Source organism: Pseudomonadota bacterium, from assembly GCA_013285465.1.
Lineage (GTDB): Bacteria > Pseudomonadota > Alphaproteobacteria > Micavibrionales > CSBR16-224 > CSBR16-224.
The window spans coordinates 2,250,963-2,270,361 of sequence record CP053449.1 but is presented as its reverse complement, the minus strand read 5'-3'; the positions used below and the strand labels follow the sequence as shown (position 1 = coordinate 2,270,361).

Below are 19,399 nucleotides of genomic sequence, written 5' to 3'. Positions count from 1 at the left end.
GCATGCCGCAGCTAAGATTTTGCCGCCCATTTGAACAATTTGTTATAAACCGGGTGGTGCGCATATGATATCTCCTGAAGCATTGAAACCTGTAATAAATTCCCCTGACGGACATGTGCCGGGGTTGACGCCCTGCATGGCGGCATATTGACAAATCGGTGCGCCATTGGCGATGCCGACCATGACTTGCCCGGGAAGAGTGCAGCCCATTCCCGTACCGCCAATCAGATGCGGGTCAAAACAGTCTCCGGCGCCGAAACCGGTTGTTGTGTTGCAAAGCTGGTCGGTGCGCAGACGCCCTGTCTGGGTACCTGCATCATCATCCAGTAAAATATTGCCGGCTACGTCAATATTGGCCTGCGGACTTTCCTCGCCGATACCGATCGCGTTATAGGCCGGATTGGTAAGGATATTGTCCGGATTAACATCCGAAGTTTGCCAGGAAGAGGTGTTGGCGCTAAACTGGTAAAGTACAATATCATCAAAGTGATAGGGGCCAGCTTGACGCGACATCAAAGTATATCTCCCGCCGGTTGTGACCATACTGAACTGGCTGTCATCGTCACAATTTTCCGAATCCCGCATTGTATCTGCTCCCGATGCACATGGTTTCACCAATACGCCATTGGATGTATAGGCACCCATGCCGTCCTGACCATGGGAAATAACAAGCGCCGTATGACTGCCGGGCGGATTGGGAACTGTGCCGGGAATATCTTGCGTCGGGTCATCTTCATCACCTGCTTTCGGAGACCAGATATTCAAGCCGACTGTTCCAAGAGTCAGACCGTAACCTCCGTTAGCATCTCCTTCTTCGCGTGTCAGGCGTTCCGTCACGGCATAAGTATATTGCCGCCCCCAGCCGTCAAAAACATTCTGGCGTGACAAGTTAAGAACCGTATTCAGCTCTTTGAACGGGACACTGCCGATCAGGACGGCGCTGAAATTCTGGTGCGTTCCACTGGCATTATCCGCGCCGTTATGGTCGATAGAGCGCTGACCCGCAACGCGGCAAAGTCCTTCAACACAAGTAGGAATGGGCCAAAAATCCATTTCACCCGGTCTGAATTCCGGGCAGGCTCTGTGGCCGTAAAGCGGGTCATCTTGCGCTTTTGTGCGATAGGCGGGGCAGGGAAGTCTTCTGTTTTTATAATAATAAATCTGCATGGCCGAAGATATTTCGTTCAGACGGCCTTTGGTATTATTAATTTCCGATGCCCGCGCATGGACGCGGTATGTCTGCAGCAGACCGGCCATAATCACGCCGACAATCGCCATCAATACAGCCAGTTCAATCAGCGAAAACCCCGCGCGGCCGTTGCGGAAGGTATCGTTGATATGAAGGCGCTGTTTATAATTTTTCATGGCTTATCCTCCGCAGTTCAAACTGCCGTCGGCATTGATGCCCTGTAGAATCTCCCCTGCGGGGCAGGTGGTTGAAAGAACAACAGGCGCAGTTGGAGATGCGGCGCATTCGGCGCTGTTATAGGAAATGCCGGTCATGGTATTTCCGCTGCTGCAGTTGATACCGGCACCGCCAATGGTCGCAGGTATCAGGCAGTCCGATCCTGTCTGGTCACAATAGGAGTTGGCATGGGCATTCCCCGTTTGCGCATCACCGATAACATGCAGCTTCTGCGTCGGGGCATCGGTACCGATGCCGACCCTTCCCGGATTGGTATTGTAGATACCGGCACCAACGCTTGATGACGGACGCCATATTGTGGAACTACCGCGGGTGAAAAAGCGTAGAAAATCATCGAAGTAGTCGGCATTGCGCCCAAGAGAAATCAGACCGTTGATAAAAGTTGAATCATCATTGCAATTTTCCTGATCCCTGCCTGCGGTTGCGTTACATGCTTTGTAAAGCTTACCATCCGGCGTGTAGGCACCTTTGCCGTCGGGCCCGTGCGAAATGAAAAGCACATGCGCTGAACCCGGTTCACCCAGCAGACTGTCGCCGTTTTCCGTTTCAACGGCAATCGAGCCGTAAAGGTCATCATAGGTTGTTGTGTCGGTCAGATTTTCCGTGACGGCATAGGTGAACATGCGTCCCCATCCGTCAATATTGAAATCATAGGAGGCACTTTCCGTCACTTTAATACCTGCCGTAAAACTGTGCAGCAATCCTGCACCTTCATATAGCTGATATTGTTGACCAATAAAGGTTAACAGCATGTCCCGCATCGTTCTGACGGGAACGGATCCTATCAGAACGGGGTCGGGGTTACCGTCCCCATCCGCATCACGCGCGCCGTCCACTTTGCAAACCATGGAGGCGGTGCAGTCACCGACGGCAAGCGCCGCAGCAGCCGCTGCGCTGATTTCAACACCGTAATTAGGGTCTGTCGGATCAAGATTGCGTCCGGCCGGGCGCGGGTAACGGCCGCCCAGACCTTCATTAAACATCTGTTTGACGGCCAGGGAAACCGAGTCGATATTATTGTCTGTTTTATCTAATACGGCTTGCTTGCGGTACATGGATATGCCCGCCGAGAGTGATGCCATAATGAAACCGGAAATCACGATAACGATTGCCAGCTCTATGAGGGTGAAGCCTTCTATACGGGTGAAGCCTTTGCGACTACAGTCCTCCCCCTTTTCTGTCATCATCGACTTATTACACTCCTTGAATAACTCTGAACACATGTGCTGTCGTAAATGCACTTCTGCAGATAGTTTACACTATCCTTATTTTAGCAACAACAGGTTAACAATAGGTTACGTTCTCCATGAGCAAAAAGAGAAATAATTTAAAAATATGTTTATTATTAGTTATTTACTGAATTTTTAATGGAATGTTAACCAAGCGGCTTTACTATGTAACTTCACAGGGGAAGGAGAGGAAAAACGACGGAGAATGGCGAACACGCTTAATCGTTTAAAGGCCGGGAGCGAAGAAAATGGCGACAGAAGATATTCAGAAAAAAATTTTCAAGGAATTATCGGGGCTGCAAATTCAGGTGCGTGAAATGATCGGGCTTGGCCTGATCGGTAATCCGCCGGAGGAGTCTTCCGATATTCTGCCGCTGCAATACCGGCTGACGGATGTCGCTGTTTTGTCGGATATCCGCCCCGTAGAGCCGTTTAAAGATATTGATGATGTGCTGGCGGCGCTGGAAGATGCGCTGGAAAATGTCGAAAATCCGCTGGATGTGGAACGTCTTCTTGACGGTATCGCGCGGTTTTGCAGCACAGCGGATGTCAAGAATCTGACCGGACGCACCGGTGATTTGCGCCGCAAAATCGCACAGGAGAAAACCGCAAAGGCTGACGGTAAAGGCCTGCTGGCGCAAAATGCCGGATTATCGGCGGCATTGTCGGATTTGCTTTTGACATGGCTGGACGGCAAGCACCATCACAGCGATGAACAGCGCCAAAGCCGGGAAAGCGTTCCTTTTACGTTCTTTATCAGCCGCATACATGAAATCCGCAAAATGGTTGAAAAGAAGCAGCCCGCGCCGTTGCTGTCGCTGCCGACGCATGAATACGGCTGGATTGCACCGGAAAGAATGGTGGAGCGTCTGGAAGAGGCGCGCAAAAACGGACAGATTATTTTACGGGCGGATTTTATGCAGGCATTATTGCGGCTTGCACCGGATGGCCGCGTTGCGGCACTGGAAAAGCTGCAGGATTTACCCGGGCATCAGGCACGTGTTCTGCGCTGGGCGCTGGGGGCGGAAGACGGACCGCAGCCAAAAGATGCGCTGCATTATGATATCTGGATTGCAGCAGCGCGCGCCCGCGACCCGGAAGGGGATTTTCAAAATGATTTTGCCGGGTTGCTTTTGGAAGACAAACTGCCGGACAGTCTTGAACATGCGAAATATTCTTGGCGGGCAGGTTCCGGTAAAGTTGACAAAGACGGTGAAACCCATACGATCCCGCGTATTCATGTACATATTGACCCCTATATCAGCCCGGATGAGGCAAAACGGGTCTGGGATGCTTATCAATCCGGCTCTCTGCTTGCCGGTGTGGCGAAATCGCTGTTCCGCAATACCAAGAAAATGATTCTGGGGGATCTGCCGACGGATTACCGCCGCATCCCCACCGCAACGATGCACCGTATTTTGCGGGATGAAGACGGCGGCACCGATCTGACATGCAGCTGGGCTGTGGCGTGGCTGGCGATGTTGTGGCCGCTTAATCTGGACGGATATTTTACCGTCGGCTTGCGCAATATCATGGATGGCATCAATAGCGGCGGCAATGGTGCGGATGGCGCATTCCTGCGTCCGTTATTTGAATTTAACCGCCCATGGACGGAAATGTCGCGGGTGTGCCTCGCGGCGGCACTGCTGTCACCGGAGGGGCGGCGCAAAAACACGGCTGTGGCTGTTTTGACCGAAGGGATCCGCGATGGTCGTGCCGATACGGCGGAATTTGCCCGCATTTTCGCCCGTATCAATGACGGCGGCTGGCTGAAAGCGCGTCATCTGCATGCCGCCTTGGCGGCAGTGGCCGAGCAATCGCCTCTGCATCAGGTTTTTGTCGGGAACCTGCTGCAGGAATTTATCGTCCGCGCCATTGAAATGCCGGAAGATTCGCAAGAACTGTTCGGTTTTCTTGAAGATGTGATGCGGGAAACGGGGCAATTGCCGAAACCCAGCCTGAAAGAAAAGCTGGCGGATATTGACGCGGATGAGGCTTATTACGCGGCGGCGCAAAAAATCGCAGCGCTGGCAACCGGTAATCCGGTACTGGCGCTGGAGGCGCAGACCCGCATTATCGAGGCACGGCTGAAACGGGCGCGTAAACTGTTCATCTGTACGGAAAAAGCGGCGCTGAAATCCGGGTGAAGCGTAGCACTCTTTTCATCTTTTGACCGGAATGTTATAGTCGGCACATTATCCTGTGACAAAAATAAAGCGAGGATTCTGATGCTGCGCACAGCCCTGTTTTTATGTTTTTTCTCTGTTATATCACTCTGCCTGCCGTCAACGGCAATATGGGGGCAAATGCCGGAAGATGTTGCCGGTGATACAGTTGTTGAGGCTACTGCTATGGAAGAGGCGGCGGCGGAAGAACAAGACCTCTCCGGTCTGCATGAAAATCTCATCAAAACAAAAGACGGGCTGGAAAGGCTTTATTACGTCTATGTTCCTGAATCGGCAACGGGAGAAAACGGCGCAACTTATCCCGCCGTTCTGATGCTGCATGGCGGCGGCGGTAACGCATTGCAGATACGCGATCATGTACAGATTGAAGAATTGGCGGAGCGCGAAGGTTTTCTGGTGTTTTATCCCGAAGGCACGGCCAAGAAAGTGCTACGGAAAAAACTGGCGACATGGAATGGCGGATTTTGCTGCGGTGCGGCGGCAGAGGAAAATATTGATGATGCGGGTTTTATTGCGGAAATGCTGGAGGAAGCAGCGCAGAACTACCCGCTTGACCCTGCCCGCATTTATGCAACAGGTATTTCGAATGGCGGTTTAATGGCCAATGTGCTGGCCTGCAAATTAGCGGATAAAATTGCAGCTATTTCTTCGGTCGGCGGCCCCGGTATGCCGCCGGAATGCAAGCCGTCCCGTCCGGTTCCGGTGATGATTATTCACGGCACGGCAGATAAATGTGCGCTTTATGAAGGCGGCGAGGCTTGCGGCGGTTGCTGGGAAGATGCCATTGCAGGCGCGACAAAGCTGACACCGAAAAAGAAGCCCTTTCCCTGTATGGGGGTCGCGCAGCAGGATATGTTCTGGCGCGAAGTGAATGGCTGCAGCGCGGAGGCCGCAGTAACATTCAAAAACGGCGATACGCTGTGTCGCCGTTCATCAGACTGCACGGGCGGCAGTGCCGTTGCGGTTTGCACGATCTATGAAGGCGGTCATACATGGCCGGGTTCACCGGAGAAAGATTGTTTGCCGGTACAGAAATTCTGTCAGGCGCATCGCGCCATTGTCGGCAAAACCAGCCGCGATTTCGATGCCAATGAAATGATGTGGCGCTTTTTCAAAAGCTACAGCCTCGGGAACAGCGCGGCGCCGGAATAGGTCTTATTCCTCCGCTTCTTCCGGCCAGTATTTGTCAAAATGCACGCCGCGTCCGAAATATTCGATGGCGGGAACGGAGAAACTTTGGCGCGGGACAAGGAAAATCGGCAGATGCAATTCGCTGACCTTCCATGTCAGCCCGTCCAGCCGAAAAACGACACGTGCTTTCAGGCGGTCTTTCATGAGGGCTCCCATATCACCTAAAGCGGGGCCGCCCGCGGCGGGATAGGCCAGCACAATATAAAATCCGTAAGGCGGAAAAAAACCGATACTGTCGATAAAGGCTTCTTCCGGCAGTTTCGGAAACAGCAGATCGCGGTAATGATACAGCAAACCGAGATTTTCAGGCTGTGCATAGTAATCGACCACCGCATCCACCTGTGACAATGACGGGCCGACATTGCCGCCTTTGCTGCCCAGTGTGCGCTTCATTTTGCTGATATCCTCTTTCAGAAAAACACGCAAACCCTCCCAGTCAATGCGGGCGGAGAGAGCGGTGGCGTTCCGCGCATGGGCGGCGGCGATGACCTCTGCAATCACACGGTCTTTGCTGAAAAAATAGACCGCGCCTGCGGTCAGGTTAAATGTGACAAGAAGGGCGATAATAATGCGCAACACGCGGCGGTTCTCCTTTAAACTCTGTGCCTTTTGTCTATAGATAGCACACTCCGCTGTGCTATAAAATAAAAGCGATGAAAATGAGGGTTTTGTACATTCTTGTTCTGCCCGTTCTGCTTGTCTGGGTCTTAACTGCTGTGGCATTGGCACAGGAGCCTGTGCGTCTTGACGGTGTGCCGCCGGATACGCCGCTTTACCGGTGGCTCAGCGAAACCGTGATTGAAAAATACAAAAACCGCGAACTGCCCGAAGGGGCGGAACCGTCCATCCGCTATGCCGGTATCCGCCGCGATGCGGAAAAGGCGCTGCATGCCAAAGGTTATTACCGTCCCGAAATCAGTTTTACCGCCGCAACGCAAAATGTCTTGAAGATTGATGCAGGACCGCTTTACACGATTGCGGCGATCAAATTGGAGGGAATAGACGGCGTGACCGTGGAAGGCATCGCGGCGGGGGATGCGCTGGAAGCGGAAAAAGTGCTGGCGGCGCAAAAAAAACTGGCGGCGGCGATTCGAAAGGAAAAATGTGTTTTCCGTCTAAAGCTGCGCAATGAGGTCGTGCTGGACCATGACAGCCGGAGCGCGGAGGTAAGCTTTGTGGCGGATGCGGGACAATCTGCGGTTTTTGGCGACACGGTTTTTGAAGGTGCGCCCTTTATAGATGACAAACATTTGCGCCGTTTTGTGAAATATAAGCAGGGTGATTGCTGGGATGCCGCGAAAATTGAAGCAACAAAAGCGGCATTGATCGGCACGGGGCTGATTAGTACGGTGAATGAAGTTCTGCCGGAGGTGCCGGATGAAAACGGGACAGTGGCGGTGCGTTTTGTCCTGCGCGAAACGGCGCGCCGGACATTGCTGCTGGGCGGCAGTTTTTACACAGATGAAGGCCCCGGTCTAACAGCGGAATGGCGGCACCGGAATTTTTTCGGCAGCGGCGAGGAATTATCCCTTGGCGTGAACGGGAATTTTCTGGAACAGGCCGCCAGTGCGGTTTTTGCAAAACCCTATTTTATGCGGGATGATCAAAAGCTGAAACTGTCCTCGACACTCGGGCGGGAGGATACCGATGCTTATGAAAAGCTCAGTTTTAAAAATACGGCGGATGTGGAACGCAAGCTGTCGGGAAAAATGACGGCGGCGCTGGGTACAGGGTTTGAAATCAGCCGCATCCGTGATGAAACAACGACTCTTTCACGGAATTTTGCGTTGTTTTCTCTCTCGGGGCAGTTGGCTTTTGATGACCGTGATGACAAGCTTGACCCGAAAAAAGGCATGTTCTTTAAATTACGGAGCGAGCCGAATCTTGATCTGTTCGGGGAAGCTGATCCGTTTTTAAAAAGCACAATCGAAGCCGCGACATATTTCGGGCTGGATCAGGACAGGGATACGATTTTGGCGGTGCGCGGTAAGCTCGGCAGTATTCTGGGCAGCGGTACGGGCAATATTCCCGCGTCCAAACGTTTCCATGCCGGTGGTAGCGGCTCGGTACGCGGTTTCGGTTATCAGGAGGCAGGGCCTGTTGCGGCAAATGGTGATCCGCTGGGCGGGCGCTCGGTGCTGGAAACATCGGCAGAGCTGCGTTTTAAATTAAAGGAAAAAATCGGCGGCGCGGTTTTTATCGATGGCGGCGGCGCTTATGATGCGGAATTCCCTGATTTTCAAGGGGGGTATTATATCGGTGCAGGGGTAGGCGCACGTTATTACACGGATTTTGGCCCGCTGCGTTTTGATTTGGCCGTGCCGCTGAATAACCGCGACCAGACGCAGCGCAACTGGCAGTTTTATATCAGTATCGGGCAGGCATTTTGATGATAAAGCAAAAGGATATGACAGCAAAACGGAAGCAGGGCGGCGCAGTCGCCGTACCGAAAAAAAAGCGCGGGTTGAAACTGTTCCGTCAGCTGGTCTGGGGCATATTCTCGCTATGCTTGCTGATAGTGATTGTGACGAGTGTCACGTTACAGCTGTTTCTGTTCTGGCTGAATTCGCAAAGCGGTGCGGATTGGCTGGCGCAAAAACTGGCGGCGGCATCCCGCAATACGGGTTATCAAATAACGCTGCAGGATTTTCGTCTGCACGGGCCGTACGGTGTACGTGCGTCTTATCTGGGTATTGCGGACGGGCAGGGTATTTTTGCAACGGCGAAAAACCTTGATCTGCGTTTGAATGTTTTTCCGCTGGCCTTGCGTCACATCTCCGTCAATATTGATGCCGCTTCCCTTGATCTGCTGCGTTTGCCGCAAGTGCAGGAAAATGCAGGAGAAAGCGCGGCATTTAAGTTGCCGGAAAAACCGGATATCTATTTTCACACCCTGTCACTGGATTTGCGTTTGCCGCATTTGAGGCTGTCGCCGGAGGTCGTGGCGGGTGGTTTGATATTGGGGCTGGAAAGCGTACAGAAACTGTCTTTGGGTGACGCGCCGCAATTGACAGCTGTTATTGTGCTGGATAACCCGCAAGGTACGGCGGCACAGTATTTGCCGGAACAGGCTGTTTACAAGGCGGCGGGGCAATGGGGCGGCACGAAACTGAAACTGGAGAATGCACGCGTACAGAAACGCGGGTTGTACGTGTTTGATCTGGCAGGCGGATATGACGGCGCAGAGCAGGTTTTTGATGTTTTGGCAAAAGGAGCCTTCCGTCAGCAGATACGCAGCGAAATCGGGCAGGAAGTGCGCGTTGAGCTGAATGCGGCAGGAAAAACAGATGCGGCGGAAGGTGCTTTGAAACTGGCGGGACAGATGGCGGGCGAGGACATCTCTGCCGTTCTGCCCTTTGCGCTGCGGGATAATTTTCTGGAATTGCCGTCACTTGCGGCACAGCTTCCCGGTATAAAGGCGGCAGGGACATTACGACTGAACCGCGAAACGCAGCTGGCAGAGGGAGAGGTCAAACTGACAGCGGCGCATTTCGGGCTGGCGGAAGCGCTGTTTGGTGTCAAGAACCTGCAAGGCAGCGGCAGTTTCGCCGTAACGCTGACCCACCCGCAGGACAGGCAGGAAATCGCAGGGGATATCAGCTTGCGGGATGTGAAATATGGCAGCACATCTCTTAAAAACGCCAAAATACATGTGACCGCGCAGGAGGACGGACGTCATCATGCCGCTTTTACAGTTGAGGGATATGATCGGGCGCCCTTCAAGGCGGAGGGGGCGCTGGTTGCCGATTTGACGGCACGGGAAGCCATGTTGGAACAAGCGCATTTGATGCTCGGTAAAGGAAGCGTTGCTCTCTCAGGCAGTCTCGGCATGGAAAAGCTGGCGCTGGATGCTGTGTTGGAAAATATTTCCCCCGATGCTGTGCCTTTTGTCGCGCTGGAAAACTATCCGGCGAAAATCACAAGCGGGAAGATCACATTAACAGGTACGCCGCAAAATCCGGAACTGGCGGTATCGGCAAATATCACCGGACGGATGCGCGCTGTCCGCGATGCGGGACTGAGCGCGGAAGGGCATTATAAAAACGGCGCGGCGGAAATCGCGCTAACCGGAAAAGGGCAGGGCGTGCGCCGTTTTGAAGCGGCGGCATCGCTGCCGGTGTCTTTATCGCTGTATCCGTTTGCATTTGATCTGCCTGAGGCGGCAAAAATCACAGGCCGCGCCAAGGGTGATTTTGATCTTGAGCAGGTGATCGCACCGTTCCTGTCGGCGGGGCAGGATTTATCCGGCGCGGTGAAGCTGGATGCTTCCTTATCCGGCAGCCTTGCAGAGCCTGTTTATGACGGCGGTCTGACCTTAGCCAAAGCGGCGTTCCGTGATGCCGAAACGGGTATTTTGCTAAAGGATATGAAGGGCGCGATGCATTTTGATCAGGCGGGAATGGTGCTGGAAAGCCTGACGGCAACGGATGGCGGCACAGGCAAGATGTCGATGACCGGCACAATCGGCATGGGTGCGGGGCGCGATGTGCCGGATGTCACGGCGCAGGTGAATTTACAAGGCATGCATCTTGTCCGCGCAACACATGCCAGCTCCATACTCAGCGGTGATGTTTCCGTTCTGCCGCAGCGCGGGCGGTATCTGTATCTTGTGAAAGGCAATGTGCTGCTGGATACGGTTCTGATTACGCTGCCGGAGCGGTTTGAAAAATCCATTCCTGCGCTGAATATCGTGACAAAGGACGAAGAAAAAAAAGCCGGTATGCTTGACCGCGTCGCGCTGGATTTAACGCTGAAAGCCGATCATAAGGTCTTTATACGCGGCTGGGGTCTGGATGCGGAACTGAAAGGCGCTTTGGCGGTGACAGGCACGCTGGAAGAACCGGATGTGCGCGGCACGCTGGGCCTTGTGCGCGGCCGTTATGAAGAACTGGGCAAGAATTTCAATATTTTGCGCGCCGATCTGCGCTTTCAAGGCACAATTCCGCCATCGCCCTATCTGGATATTCTGACGGAAACCAAAGCAGGCGATATCAAGCCGCGTATAGGCATTACCGGCACGGCGGAAGCGCCGCAAATTACCATTACCTCCGATCCGCCGCGCCCGCAGGATGAGGTGATTGCGCAATTGCTGTTCGGACGGGATGCGGGCGCGATTTCGCCCTTTCAGGCGGTGCAGCTGGCATCGGCCATCCGTCGTTTAACAACGGGGGAGCGCAGCGGTTTTGATCCGGTCGGTGATATTCGCAGCGCGGCAGGGCTGGATGATTTGCGCGTCGGCGGCGATGCGGAAGGCGGGGTCACGGTCGGTGCAGGGAAATATGTGACGGATAAAGTTTATGTCGAGGCAGAGACGGGAAGCGGAGAAACAGGCGGCGCGGCCAAGATTCAGATTGAAGTCACCCCTGATATTACGGTAGAAAGCAAGACCGGCACGACAGGCACAACGGGTGTCGGTGTGTTCTGGAAGCGGGATTATTAAAGATGGCCTCCACTCTTCTCCTCAGCGTTGAAAATGCCGCCGTTGCCTTTTCCGGCAAACCGGTTTTTGAATCGCTGTCTTTCCATGTTCATGCCGGAGATAAAATCGCACTGGTCGGCGCAAATGGTGCAGGCAAATCAACCCTGATGCGGATGATTACCGGCGAGCAGGAACTGGATGCAGGCGAGCGCTGGCAGGAGCCGGGCATCGCTGTCGGCTATCTGAAACAGGATATCATTCCCAAAGCCGGAGAAACGGTTTTTGACTATATCCTTGAGGAAATTACGGCAGATGAAAAAGCTGCGCATGAATATAAAATCGACATCGTAACGGAGGCGCTGGAGCTGGATAAAACCGCACCGATGGAGCGGCTCTCCGGCGGGCAGCTGCGCCGCGCCGCGCTGGCGCGTGTGCTGGTGGAGGAGCCGGATATCCTGCTGCTGGACGAGCCGACCAACCATCTTGATCTTGCCACCATCGAATGGCTGGAAAATTATCTCAACGCCTATCGCGGCACGGTGCTGTGCGTATCGCATGATAGGGCATTTTTGAGCAATGTCACCGATAAGGTTTTCTGGCTGGATCGCGGCGCGGTCAAAGTCTCGCCGCGCGGCTTTAAATATTTTGATGAATGGTCGGCGGAGCTGCTGGATCAGGAAGCGCGGGAACTGCGGAACCGCAAAAGCTTTGTCGCCGAGGAAATCGAATGGGCCTCGCGCGGGGTGAAGGCGCGGGTGAAACGCAATATGCGCCGCATGGCGCGGGTGCAGGAAATGCGCGCGAAATTAAAAGCGGATGAAAGCTCCTACCGCCGCGCCACGGCAAAGGTGACGCTGGCACCGCTGGCGGATATCGAAAAAACCTCGCAGGTGATGGCGGAATTTTACAATGTGTCGAAAAACTTCCGGACGGAAGACGGGCGGCGCATTCCGGTGATGAACGGTTTCAGCATCAAAATAAAACGCGGCGACCGTATCGGTATTCTGGGCAAGAACGGCTCGGGCAAAACCACATTTTTGAAACTTCTGACAGGGGAGATTCAGCCCGATGGCGGCAGTGTGAAATTGTCAAAAACGGCGGAAATTTCCTATTTCGATCAGAAACGGCAGGACCTTGTGCCCACGCAATCATTGTGGAAAACGCTGTGCCCGTCGGGCGGCGAATATGTCGATGTCAACGGCAAGCCGCGCCATGTTGCGGGATATTTGCGGAATTTCATGTTTGACCCCTCCGATATTCACCGCGCCGTCGGCACTTTATCGGGCGGGGAGAAAAACCGTTTGCTGCTGGCGAAAATTCTCGCCAATCCCGGCAATCTGCTACTGCTGGACGAGCCGACCAATGATCTGGATATGGATACGCTGGATATGCTGGAGGAGGCATTGGTCAATTACAATGGCACGCTGCTGGTGGTGTCGCATGATCGCGATTTCCTTGACCAGACCGTGACGCAAATTCTGGCCTTTGACAGCAGCGGTGAGGTGATGCGTGTGATCGGCGGCTATAGCGATTACCTCGCGGCATTAAAAGGCGAGCTGCTGGATGCGCCGCAAAAACCCGCACAGAAAAAAGCCGCCGCAGATAAAAATCAGGAAAACGCCCCGCAACAAAAACCGCAAAAAATGACCTATAAGGACAAGCGCGAGCTCGATCAACTGCCGAAAAAAATCGAAAAGACCGAAGCAACCATTACGGAATTAAAAGAGTTATTGGCGGATGCCGATTTATACGCCAGCGACCCTGAAAAGTTCCACGCCGCCGTCAAAGCACTGGCGGAAACGGAGGCCAAGCTGGAGCGTTACGAGCTGCGCTGGCTGGAACTTTCCGAAGCGGCGGAAACCGTCACCCGTTAAAGCCGTATTTTCCTATACGGCCTTTTCAGTTATCCCCGCGCAACATACCCTATCCCCCTTCATACTGCTTCTATTGTTCTTCGTGCTTTTGGCGTAGATAGTCAATCGTTGCAGTCATCTCTGTGCCCAGAAATTCTGCATCGTAATAATCCGTTCCCGGAATTTTATCTGCGGAGATCCAGAATGTTTCCCTAGCATCGGTTATTACTACATGTTCATGCCAAATTCTCCACCATGCCAACTTGTAGATTCTGTTTTCTTTGCCGTGAGGTCGGCTGAATCTCACAAGAATGGGTTGGTCTTTCTTGACTGTTTGCCAGTCTTTTGATTGATCTTTCAGGATTCTTATCGGCGTGATAGGCATAGTGTAAAAAAGATGACCATCATCGTCTTTATCTTTGTCGTTCCATGAAAAACTAGATACAAATCTGCCAAGAAAGACCAAGTCAGCTTTGGCTTTTTGTATGTATTCTTGACGTGCTACTTCATAGGCTCTGTCAACCACAATCGAAGATGTGCCACGACCGTAAATAATATATTTCTTTCCAAAACTTTCTTTTTCTCTAAAGTAATCAACACCATCCGGATAGTTAAACAAAATCGGCATTTGCTGTGAAACTAAGATTGTTGCTCCAGCAGGAAGTTTGAATATCTCTTCGACCTCTATTGCCGGATGTCTAAACTCATCCTCTGGCACAGAAGAATCGTGCACAGTTCCCAAGACAACAATGTCAGCTGCGTTATAAGCCTTGTCGATCTTTGCTTTCTGTGCTTCAGTTAATGCATATATTTCGTTTGGCTCATCACTATTTGCGGCGTAGAGGAACACCGTGTTGGCAAAAGCTGTGATGATCATCAGAGCAATAATTGCCAATTTTTTCATCTTGCCCTCACCTAAAAGAATTAAAATATATTCACGATTTTAAAAATGCTGCTGACGGGTCAGTAAACCGCCTTTTGCAAAATGCCTTACTGCTGCCGCTGCCACATATCGGCATAGACGCCTTTTTTCTTGAGCAGTTGTTTGTGGGAGCCGCGCTCGACAATGCCGCCTTCGTCAAGGACGAGGATTTCATCGGCGGAGGTGACGGTGGAAAGGCGGTGTGCGATCACCAAAGTGGTGCGGCCTTCGGAGACTTCTTTCAGGCTTTTGAGAATATCCTGCTCGGTTGCGGAATCGAGGGCGGAGGTGGCCTCGTCAAACAGCAAAATCGGCGGGTTTTTCAAAATCGTGCGGGCAATCGCGACGCGCTGTTTTTCCCCGCCCGAGAGTTTCAAGCCGCGTTCGCCGACCAGCGCATCATAGCCTTCGGGCAGTTTGCGGATGAATTCGTCAATATGGGCGAGCTTCGCGGCACGAATGACCTCTTCCTCCGTCGCGCCGGGGCGGCCATAGGCGATATTATAACGGATCGTATCATTAAACAGCACCGTATCCTGCGGCACAATACCGATGGCGGCACGCAAACTGTCTTGCGTCACATCACGCAAATCCTGCCCGTCAATCCGTACCGCACCGTCATTGACATCATAAAAACGGAACATCAAGCGGCTGATGGTCGATTTGCCCGCGCCGCTGGGGCCGACAACGGCGATGGTTTTTCCGGGTTCCACCGTAAAGCCGACGCCTTTGAGAATGTCGCGTTTGGCATCATAGCTGAAATGCACATCCTCGAATTCGATTTTGCCGCCATTCACCGCCAGCGGTTTCGCATTATCCGCATCTTTAATTTCGCGGTCGATACGCAGCATCGAGAACATATCCTCCATATCCGTCAGCGACTGCCTGATCTGGCGATAGACAAAGCCGAGAAAGTTCAGTGGCAGATAGAGCTGGATCAAATAGGTATTCACCAGCACAAAATCGCCCAGCGTCATATTGCCTGCCACCACGCCGCCGCCTGCCATATACATGACGATGACCAGCCCTGCGGAAATAATCGCCGCCTGCCCGATATTGACGACCGACAGGCTGGTGATGGATTTCACGGCGGCCTCTTCATAGCCTGCCAGCGCGACATCGTAACGGCGGGATTCATGGTCTTCATTGCTGAAATATTTGACGGTTTCGTAATTCAGCAAGCTGTCCACGGCTTTGGTATTGGCCTCGGTATCGCGTTCATTCATGCTGCGGCGGAATTTCAAACGCCATTCCGTGGAAACCAGCGTAAAGGCGATATAGGCAAAGATCGTCACAAAGGTAACCAGCGCATACCAGAAATTAAACATGTACCAAAGCACGCCGCAGACCATGAAAATTTCGACCAGTGTCGGCACGATATTGAACAGCATGAAGCTCATCAAAAATTCAATACCTTTGACACCGCGTTCGATGACACGGCTCAATCCGCCTGTCTGCCGCGTAATGTGAAAACGCATCGACAGCGCATGCAGATGCTGAAAGGTTTCCAGTGCCACACGGCGCATGGCGCGTTGCGTGACTTTGGCAAACAGCGCCTCGCGCAATTCCTGAAACACCACCGTCATCACACGCGCGCCGCCATAAGCCAGCAACAATGCCGTCGGCACGGCCAGAACAAGGGTTTCGGTCGGGGTGACGGTCAGCGCATCCACCGCCTTTTTGTAAAGAAGCGGCATATAGACATTGGTGACCTTCGCGCAAATCAGCGCGATAATCGCCAGCAAGACGCGGAGCTTGATCTCGTTTTCGCCTTTCGGCCACAGATAGGGAATTAGCGTCCCTAATGTACGCCATTGCGAATTCTGTTTTTCTGTCTTGTCGTTTTTCATGCCACAAGCATCTTACCCTGTTTCAAAGGCAAGGCAAGACCGGCCTGTATGATTTAACGGTCTTTTTTGGGCGGCGTGTTGCGGGGCATATGGCTGTGCCGATGCCCTGCATCTTCCTTCATGGCAGGGGTAATCCTGATAATCAGCGGTTCGGTGATAACGCGTACCGGCGCTTGCTCCAGAATTTTTTCGGCCTGACGCGCCAGTAATTTATCCTGAATTCCCTGCGCCTGTGCCTGCATGATGAGGGCGACAACGATATTGGGCGCTTTTTCCTTATCCAGAAGATCATTGACGGCGGCTTTGAAATCCACCCCTGCAAGCAGTCCGAATTTATCCAGCGTTTCCGCATTGGTTTCGCTGTTTTCGCCTTTGCGGTGCGCTTCAAAAGCATCGGCAAGGTAACGCAAAATCTGCGCATTTTTGCCAAAACCGAAAATTTCGTCATTATCCAGCGCGTCACTGTTGCGGGAAAAACTGATGCCGCCCGGAAGGTTGGCCATTTTTTGCGCTTCAATATCCGTTTGGTCGCGGTCGACATAGGCGGCGATACTGTCGGCCGCGGCATAATGCCGCATCACTTGTGTCATGGTTTTCAGATTGTAGAAATCCAGCCGCCATTGTGCCTGAAAATACTGCTCATAAGCCATTTCGCCGGCAAATTGCGCCGCCTCTTCATGGGTTTTTGTTTTGATGTCTTCATCATATGTGTCCTGATAGGCCACGCCCATATCCGCGTAATCGGGGAAGTTGCTCTGATAGGCATCCCAGATTTCCGGCGCGGCGTTTTGTTTCATTTCATGGGCGATACGCACGGCAATCGCCTCCGCACCTGCCTCCGATGCCAGCTCCATCGCCATTGCGTAATGGATATCTTTCCCGATCGCTGCGCGGCTATGGGCGCCGGTTTTGTTTTGATAGACATGCACCAGCTCATGTATCAGTGTGGCGGTCAATTCGGCATCATTATTGTTTTTATCCAGATGAACGGCTTCCAGTTCCGAATCGTAATAGCCGTGCAGACCGGCGGGCATCTCTTCCAGCGAGAAACGCAGATCTTTCTGCGCGCGGATAAATTCAATCAAGGCCTTGCCTGCGGCGCCGCCTTTTTCTTCAATATTGTCAAGAATATCCGCTAGACGCTGTTCCGCCTCATTCTCGGGGCTGTCGCCATTTAACGGATCAAGACAGTTATTGCGGAATTCCAGATCTTCTTCCGCCCAGCGTGACGTCGGGATCGGTGCCTGTGCCGGAATCGGCTCCCGTCCGTGCCCGTTTGATGGCTTCTCCGGAAGCGACATGCAGCCGATCGGCCCCATCGCAAGCAGCCCCATAATAATACTCGTGCGGAAGCGGTGGCGAAGACGCATTTTCGAAAAACCGTTTTTTGTTCTGAAAGCCATGCACACTCCTGCTGTTTTGCACCGTGAGGCTTAAAAACGCCCCTTATAATATTTACCATAATTATAACATAAAAAGCAAGGAAAATCATGGTCTAAGCATGTGATGCAGGAGAATCTTGTACAAATCGATGATATGATTATGATGTTGTGTTTCGGTTTTAAAAGAATTGACGGAATTTTATGCAGCATTTCGCGACATTGGGGCATCTTTTGGGCGGCATCGGGATTTTCCTGCTGGCGATCTCGCTTTTGACGCGCGGATTGAAATCGGCGGGAAGCGAGTTCCTACGCCGCATGATGGCAAAATGGACGAAAACGCCTTTGCACGGGCTAGGGCTGGGGCTGGGCGTAACGGCGATTTTGCAGTCCTCCAGCGCCACGACGGTGATTGTGCTGGGGCTGGTCAATGCCGCTATCCTGACCATCGGTCAGGCGATCTGGGTCATTATGGGCAGTAATATCGGCACGACGCTGACGGGCTGGATTGTCACGGTTGTCGGCCTTGATTTTGATATCAAACCCTTTGCGCTGCCGCTGATCGGTATCGGTATGCTGGCGCAGGTCTTCATCAAATCGCCGCGCGCCGATGCATTTGCGCTTGCGCTGACGGGTTTCGGGCTGTTTTTTCTGGGGATTGATATTTTAAAAGATGCTTTTGCCGGATATGCCGATCAGATCAATCTGCAAGACATCAACGGCAAGGGCGGTTTTTACCTGATTATGATGTTTCTTGTCGGTTTTGCCGCCACTGTGGCAACGCAATCATCCAGCGCCGCCGTGGCCTTGATTCTGACGGGGACGGCGGGCGGATTGATCGGCTTGCCGGAGGGCGCGGCGATGGTGATCGGTGCAAATCTCGGCACCAGTACGACAGCGGTGCTGGTCGTGATCGGTGCGGAGCCGGATGCCCGCCGCGCGGCCTCCGCCCATGTCTTGTTTAATCTGATTACCGGTATCGTCGCGCTGGCGATTCTGCCGCTGATGCTGAAATTCATCGCCGAAATCACACAGGCATTGGATCTGCCTGCATCGGACACGGTTAGTCTTGCCTTATTTCATACGGTTTTTAATGTGATGGGGGTGATGCTGCTTTCTCCCTTCGTGCCGATGCTGACGCGTTTTCTGGAGCGGTCTTTCATGAGTGCGGAGGAAGAAGAGGGTCGTCCGCGCTATCTGGATGATACGACGCTGCATATCCCCGCTATGGCGCTGGATGCGCTGGTGCGTGAATTGGGACGGTTGCAGAATATCGCCGCCCGTGCCGCTTTGGCTGTGATCGTCGATACGCATGATGATGATTTCCACGCAGATGTGCAGGCCGCGATCCGTTACCGCGCCGCTTTGGCAAAATTATCGGCGCGGATTGACGGTTTTGCCGATGCGCTGGCACAGCAGCGTCTGCCAGATGATACGCTGCTGCGTTTGCAATATGCTTTGCGCGTTAACCGTTACCTGCATGAATTTGTCCGCTTGTCCGGCGCGGTCGAGGCGCTTGTACCTTTGCAGGAAAAAAAGAAACTGCCGCCGTCGCTGCTGAAGGAAAACCGTCAGTTTCTTGACCGCTGTATAAAATTCCTGACATTGCTGGAAGAACGGAAACCTTTGCCGAAAACGGCTTTGGCGCTGTTGAAAAAAGACGGCGGTTCTTTGAAAGATGCCCTGCTGAAAGCCGGCGTCCGCAAGGCCGTCAGCGTGTCCGAACTGTCGGCACTGCTGGATGCCGCCAGCCATGCGCGGCGTATGATGGAACAGGCGATTAAATCACAACGCTATCTGAAAATTCTGGAAGACGAACAGCAGAATGTCACGGAAGAGAAAAAACCGGAAACGCTGCCGCCTGTTTTCGAGATTGAAGAAGCCGCCGGCTGACATTCTCCGCAAGACGGTTCTCGATTCCGACATTGACAGTATTATGGCTTT

The 19,399-nt window shown here is 53.0% G+C and carries 12 protein-coding genes; 6 read left to right on the top strand and 6 right to left on the bottom strand.

The window, feature by feature from the left end; translation table 11 throughout:
• Positions 1-42: 42 nt before the first annotated feature.
• The gene (locus tag HND56_10955; protein QKK06172.1) at positions 43-1,365 is read right to left on the bottom strand and encodes a type II secretion system protein; all 1,323 of its coding nucleotides are present in this window, start codon (positions 1,363-1,365) and stop codon (positions 43-45) included.
• Between the two features lie 3 nt (positions 1,366-1,368).
• Positions 1,369-2,613, bottom strand: a complete 1,245-nt coding sequence (locus tag HND56_10950; protein QKK06171.1) for a type II secretion system protein — start codon at positions 2,611-2,613, stop codon at positions 1,369-1,371.
• A gap of 290 nt (positions 2,614-2,903) precedes the next feature.
• Here HND56_10950 and HND56_10945 point away from each other — a divergent pair, with 290 nt between their 5' ends.
• Together HND56_10945 and HND56_10940 are read left to right on the top strand one after the other, a co-directional pair.
• Positions 2,904-4,802 (top strand): hypothetical protein, encoded by a 1,899-nt coding sequence (locus HND56_10945; protein QKK06170.1) that lies wholly within the window; start codon positions 2,904-2,906, stop codon positions 4,800-4,802.
• Positions 4,803-4,883: 81 nt separating this feature from the next.
• Complete coding sequence (locus HND56_10940) at positions 4,884-5,993, top strand: hypothetical protein (protein QKK06169.1); 1,110 nt, start codon at positions 4,884-4,886, stop codon at positions 5,991-5,993.
• A 3-nt stretch (positions 5,994-5,996) separates the two neighbouring features.
• On the opposite strand, the gene HND56_10935 is transcribed toward HND56_10940, so the two are convergent.
• Positions 5,997-6,611, bottom strand: coding sequence for a hypothetical protein (locus HND56_10935; protein ID QKK06168.1), 615 nt, complete (start codon positions 6,609-6,611; stop codon positions 5,997-5,999).
• Between the two features lie 80 nt (positions 6,612-6,691).
• Between HND56_10935 and HND56_10930 the strand changes: the two genes are divergently transcribed.
• Genes HND56_10930 through HND56_10920 form a run of 3 tightly spaced genes read left to right on the top strand, consistent with a single transcriptional unit; the run spans position 6,692 to position 13,325 of the window.
• Positions 6,692-8,422, top strand: a complete 1,731-nt coding sequence (locus HND56_10930; protein QKK06167.1) for a BamA/TamA family outer membrane protein — start codon at positions 6,692-6,694, stop codon at positions 8,420-8,422.
• Positions 8,423-8,439: 17 nt separating this feature from the next.
• Entirely contained in the window at positions 8,440-11,472 is a 3,033-nt protein-coding gene (locus tag HND56_10925; GenBank protein ID QKK06166.1) for a hypothetical protein, read from the top strand.
• Between the two features lie 2 nt (positions 11,473-11,474).
• The gene (locus HND56_10920; protein QKK06165.1) at positions 11,475-13,325 is read left to right on the top strand and encodes an ABC-F family ATP-binding cassette domain-containing protein; all 1,851 of its coding nucleotides are present in this window, start codon (positions 11,475-11,477) and stop codon (positions 13,323-13,325) included.
• Between the two features lie 70 nt (positions 13,326-13,395).
• Here the strand turns inward: HND56_10920 and HND56_10915 are convergent, their stop codons facing one another.
• The 3 genes from HND56_10915 to HND56_10905 form a co-directional block, all read right to left on the bottom strand.
• Positions 13,396-14,208, bottom strand: a complete 813-nt coding sequence (locus HND56_10915) for a hypothetical protein (protein QKK06164.1) — start codon at positions 14,206-14,208, stop codon at positions 13,396-13,398.
• An 86-nt stretch (positions 14,209-14,294) separates the two neighbouring features.
• Entirely contained in the window at positions 14,295-16,076 is a 1,782-nt protein-coding gene (locus HND56_10910; GenBank protein ID QKK06163.1) for an ABC transporter ATP-binding protein/permease, read from the bottom strand.
• A 53-nt stretch (positions 16,077-16,129) separates the two neighbouring features.
• A complete protein-coding gene (locus tag HND56_10905) occupies positions 16,130-17,479 on the bottom strand; it encodes a hypothetical protein (GenBank protein QKK06162.1) in 1,350 nt (449 codons plus the stop codon).
• 180 nt (positions 17,480-17,659) lie between these two features.
• Here HND56_10905 and HND56_10900 point away from each other — a divergent pair, with 180 nt between their 5' ends.
• A complete protein-coding gene (locus HND56_10900; protein ID QKK06161.1) occupies positions 17,660-19,348 on the top strand; it encodes a Na/Pi cotransporter family protein in 1,689 nt (562 codons plus the stop codon).
• The last annotated feature ends 51 nt before the right edge of the window (positions 19,349-19,399 follow it).

Excerpts from the sequence above, each read along its gene's own strand:
- HND56_10945 (QKK06170.1), top strand. The coding sequence starts at position 2,904 with ATGGCGACAGAAGATATTCAGAAAAAAATTTTCAAGGAATTATCGGGG.
- HND56_10920 (QKK06165.1), top strand. The coding sequence starts at position 11,475 with ATGGCCTCCACTCTTCTCCTCAGCGTTGAAAATGCCGCCGTTGCCTTT.
- HND56_10925 (QKK06166.1), top strand. The coding sequence starts at position 8,440 with ATGACAGCAAAACGGAAGCAGGGCGGCGCAGTCGCCGTACCGAAAAAA.
- HND56_10915 (QKK06164.1), bottom strand. The coding sequence starts at position 14,208 with ATGAAAAAATTGGCAATTATTGCTCTGATGATCATCACAGCTTTTGCC.
- HND56_10955 (QKK06172.1), bottom strand. The coding sequence starts at position 1,365 with ATGAAAAATTATAAACAGCGCCTTCATATCAACGATACCTTCCGCAAC.
- HND56_10900 (QKK06161.1), top strand. The coding sequence starts at position 17,660 with ATGCAGCATTTCGCGACATTGGGGCATCTTTTGGGCGGCATCGGGATT.
- HND56_10930 (QKK06167.1), top strand. The coding sequence starts at position 6,692 with ATGAGGGTTTTGTACATTCTTGTTCTGCCCGTTCTGCTTGTCTGGGTC.
- HND56_10950 (QKK06171.1), bottom strand. The coding sequence starts at position 2,613 with ATGATGACAGAAAAGGGGGAGGACTGTAGTCGCAAAGGCTTCACCCGT.
- HND56_10940 (QKK06169.1), top strand. The coding sequence starts at position 4,884 with ATGCTGCGCACAGCCCTGTTTTTATGTTTTTTCTCTGTTATATCACTC.
- HND56_10910 (QKK06163.1), bottom strand. The coding sequence starts at position 16,076 with ATGAAAAACGACAAGACAGAAAAACAGAATTCGCAATGGCGTACATTA.
- HND56_10905 (QKK06162.1), bottom strand. The coding sequence starts at position 17,479 with ATGGCTTTCAGAACAAAAAACGGTTTTTCGAAAATGCGTCTTCGCCAC.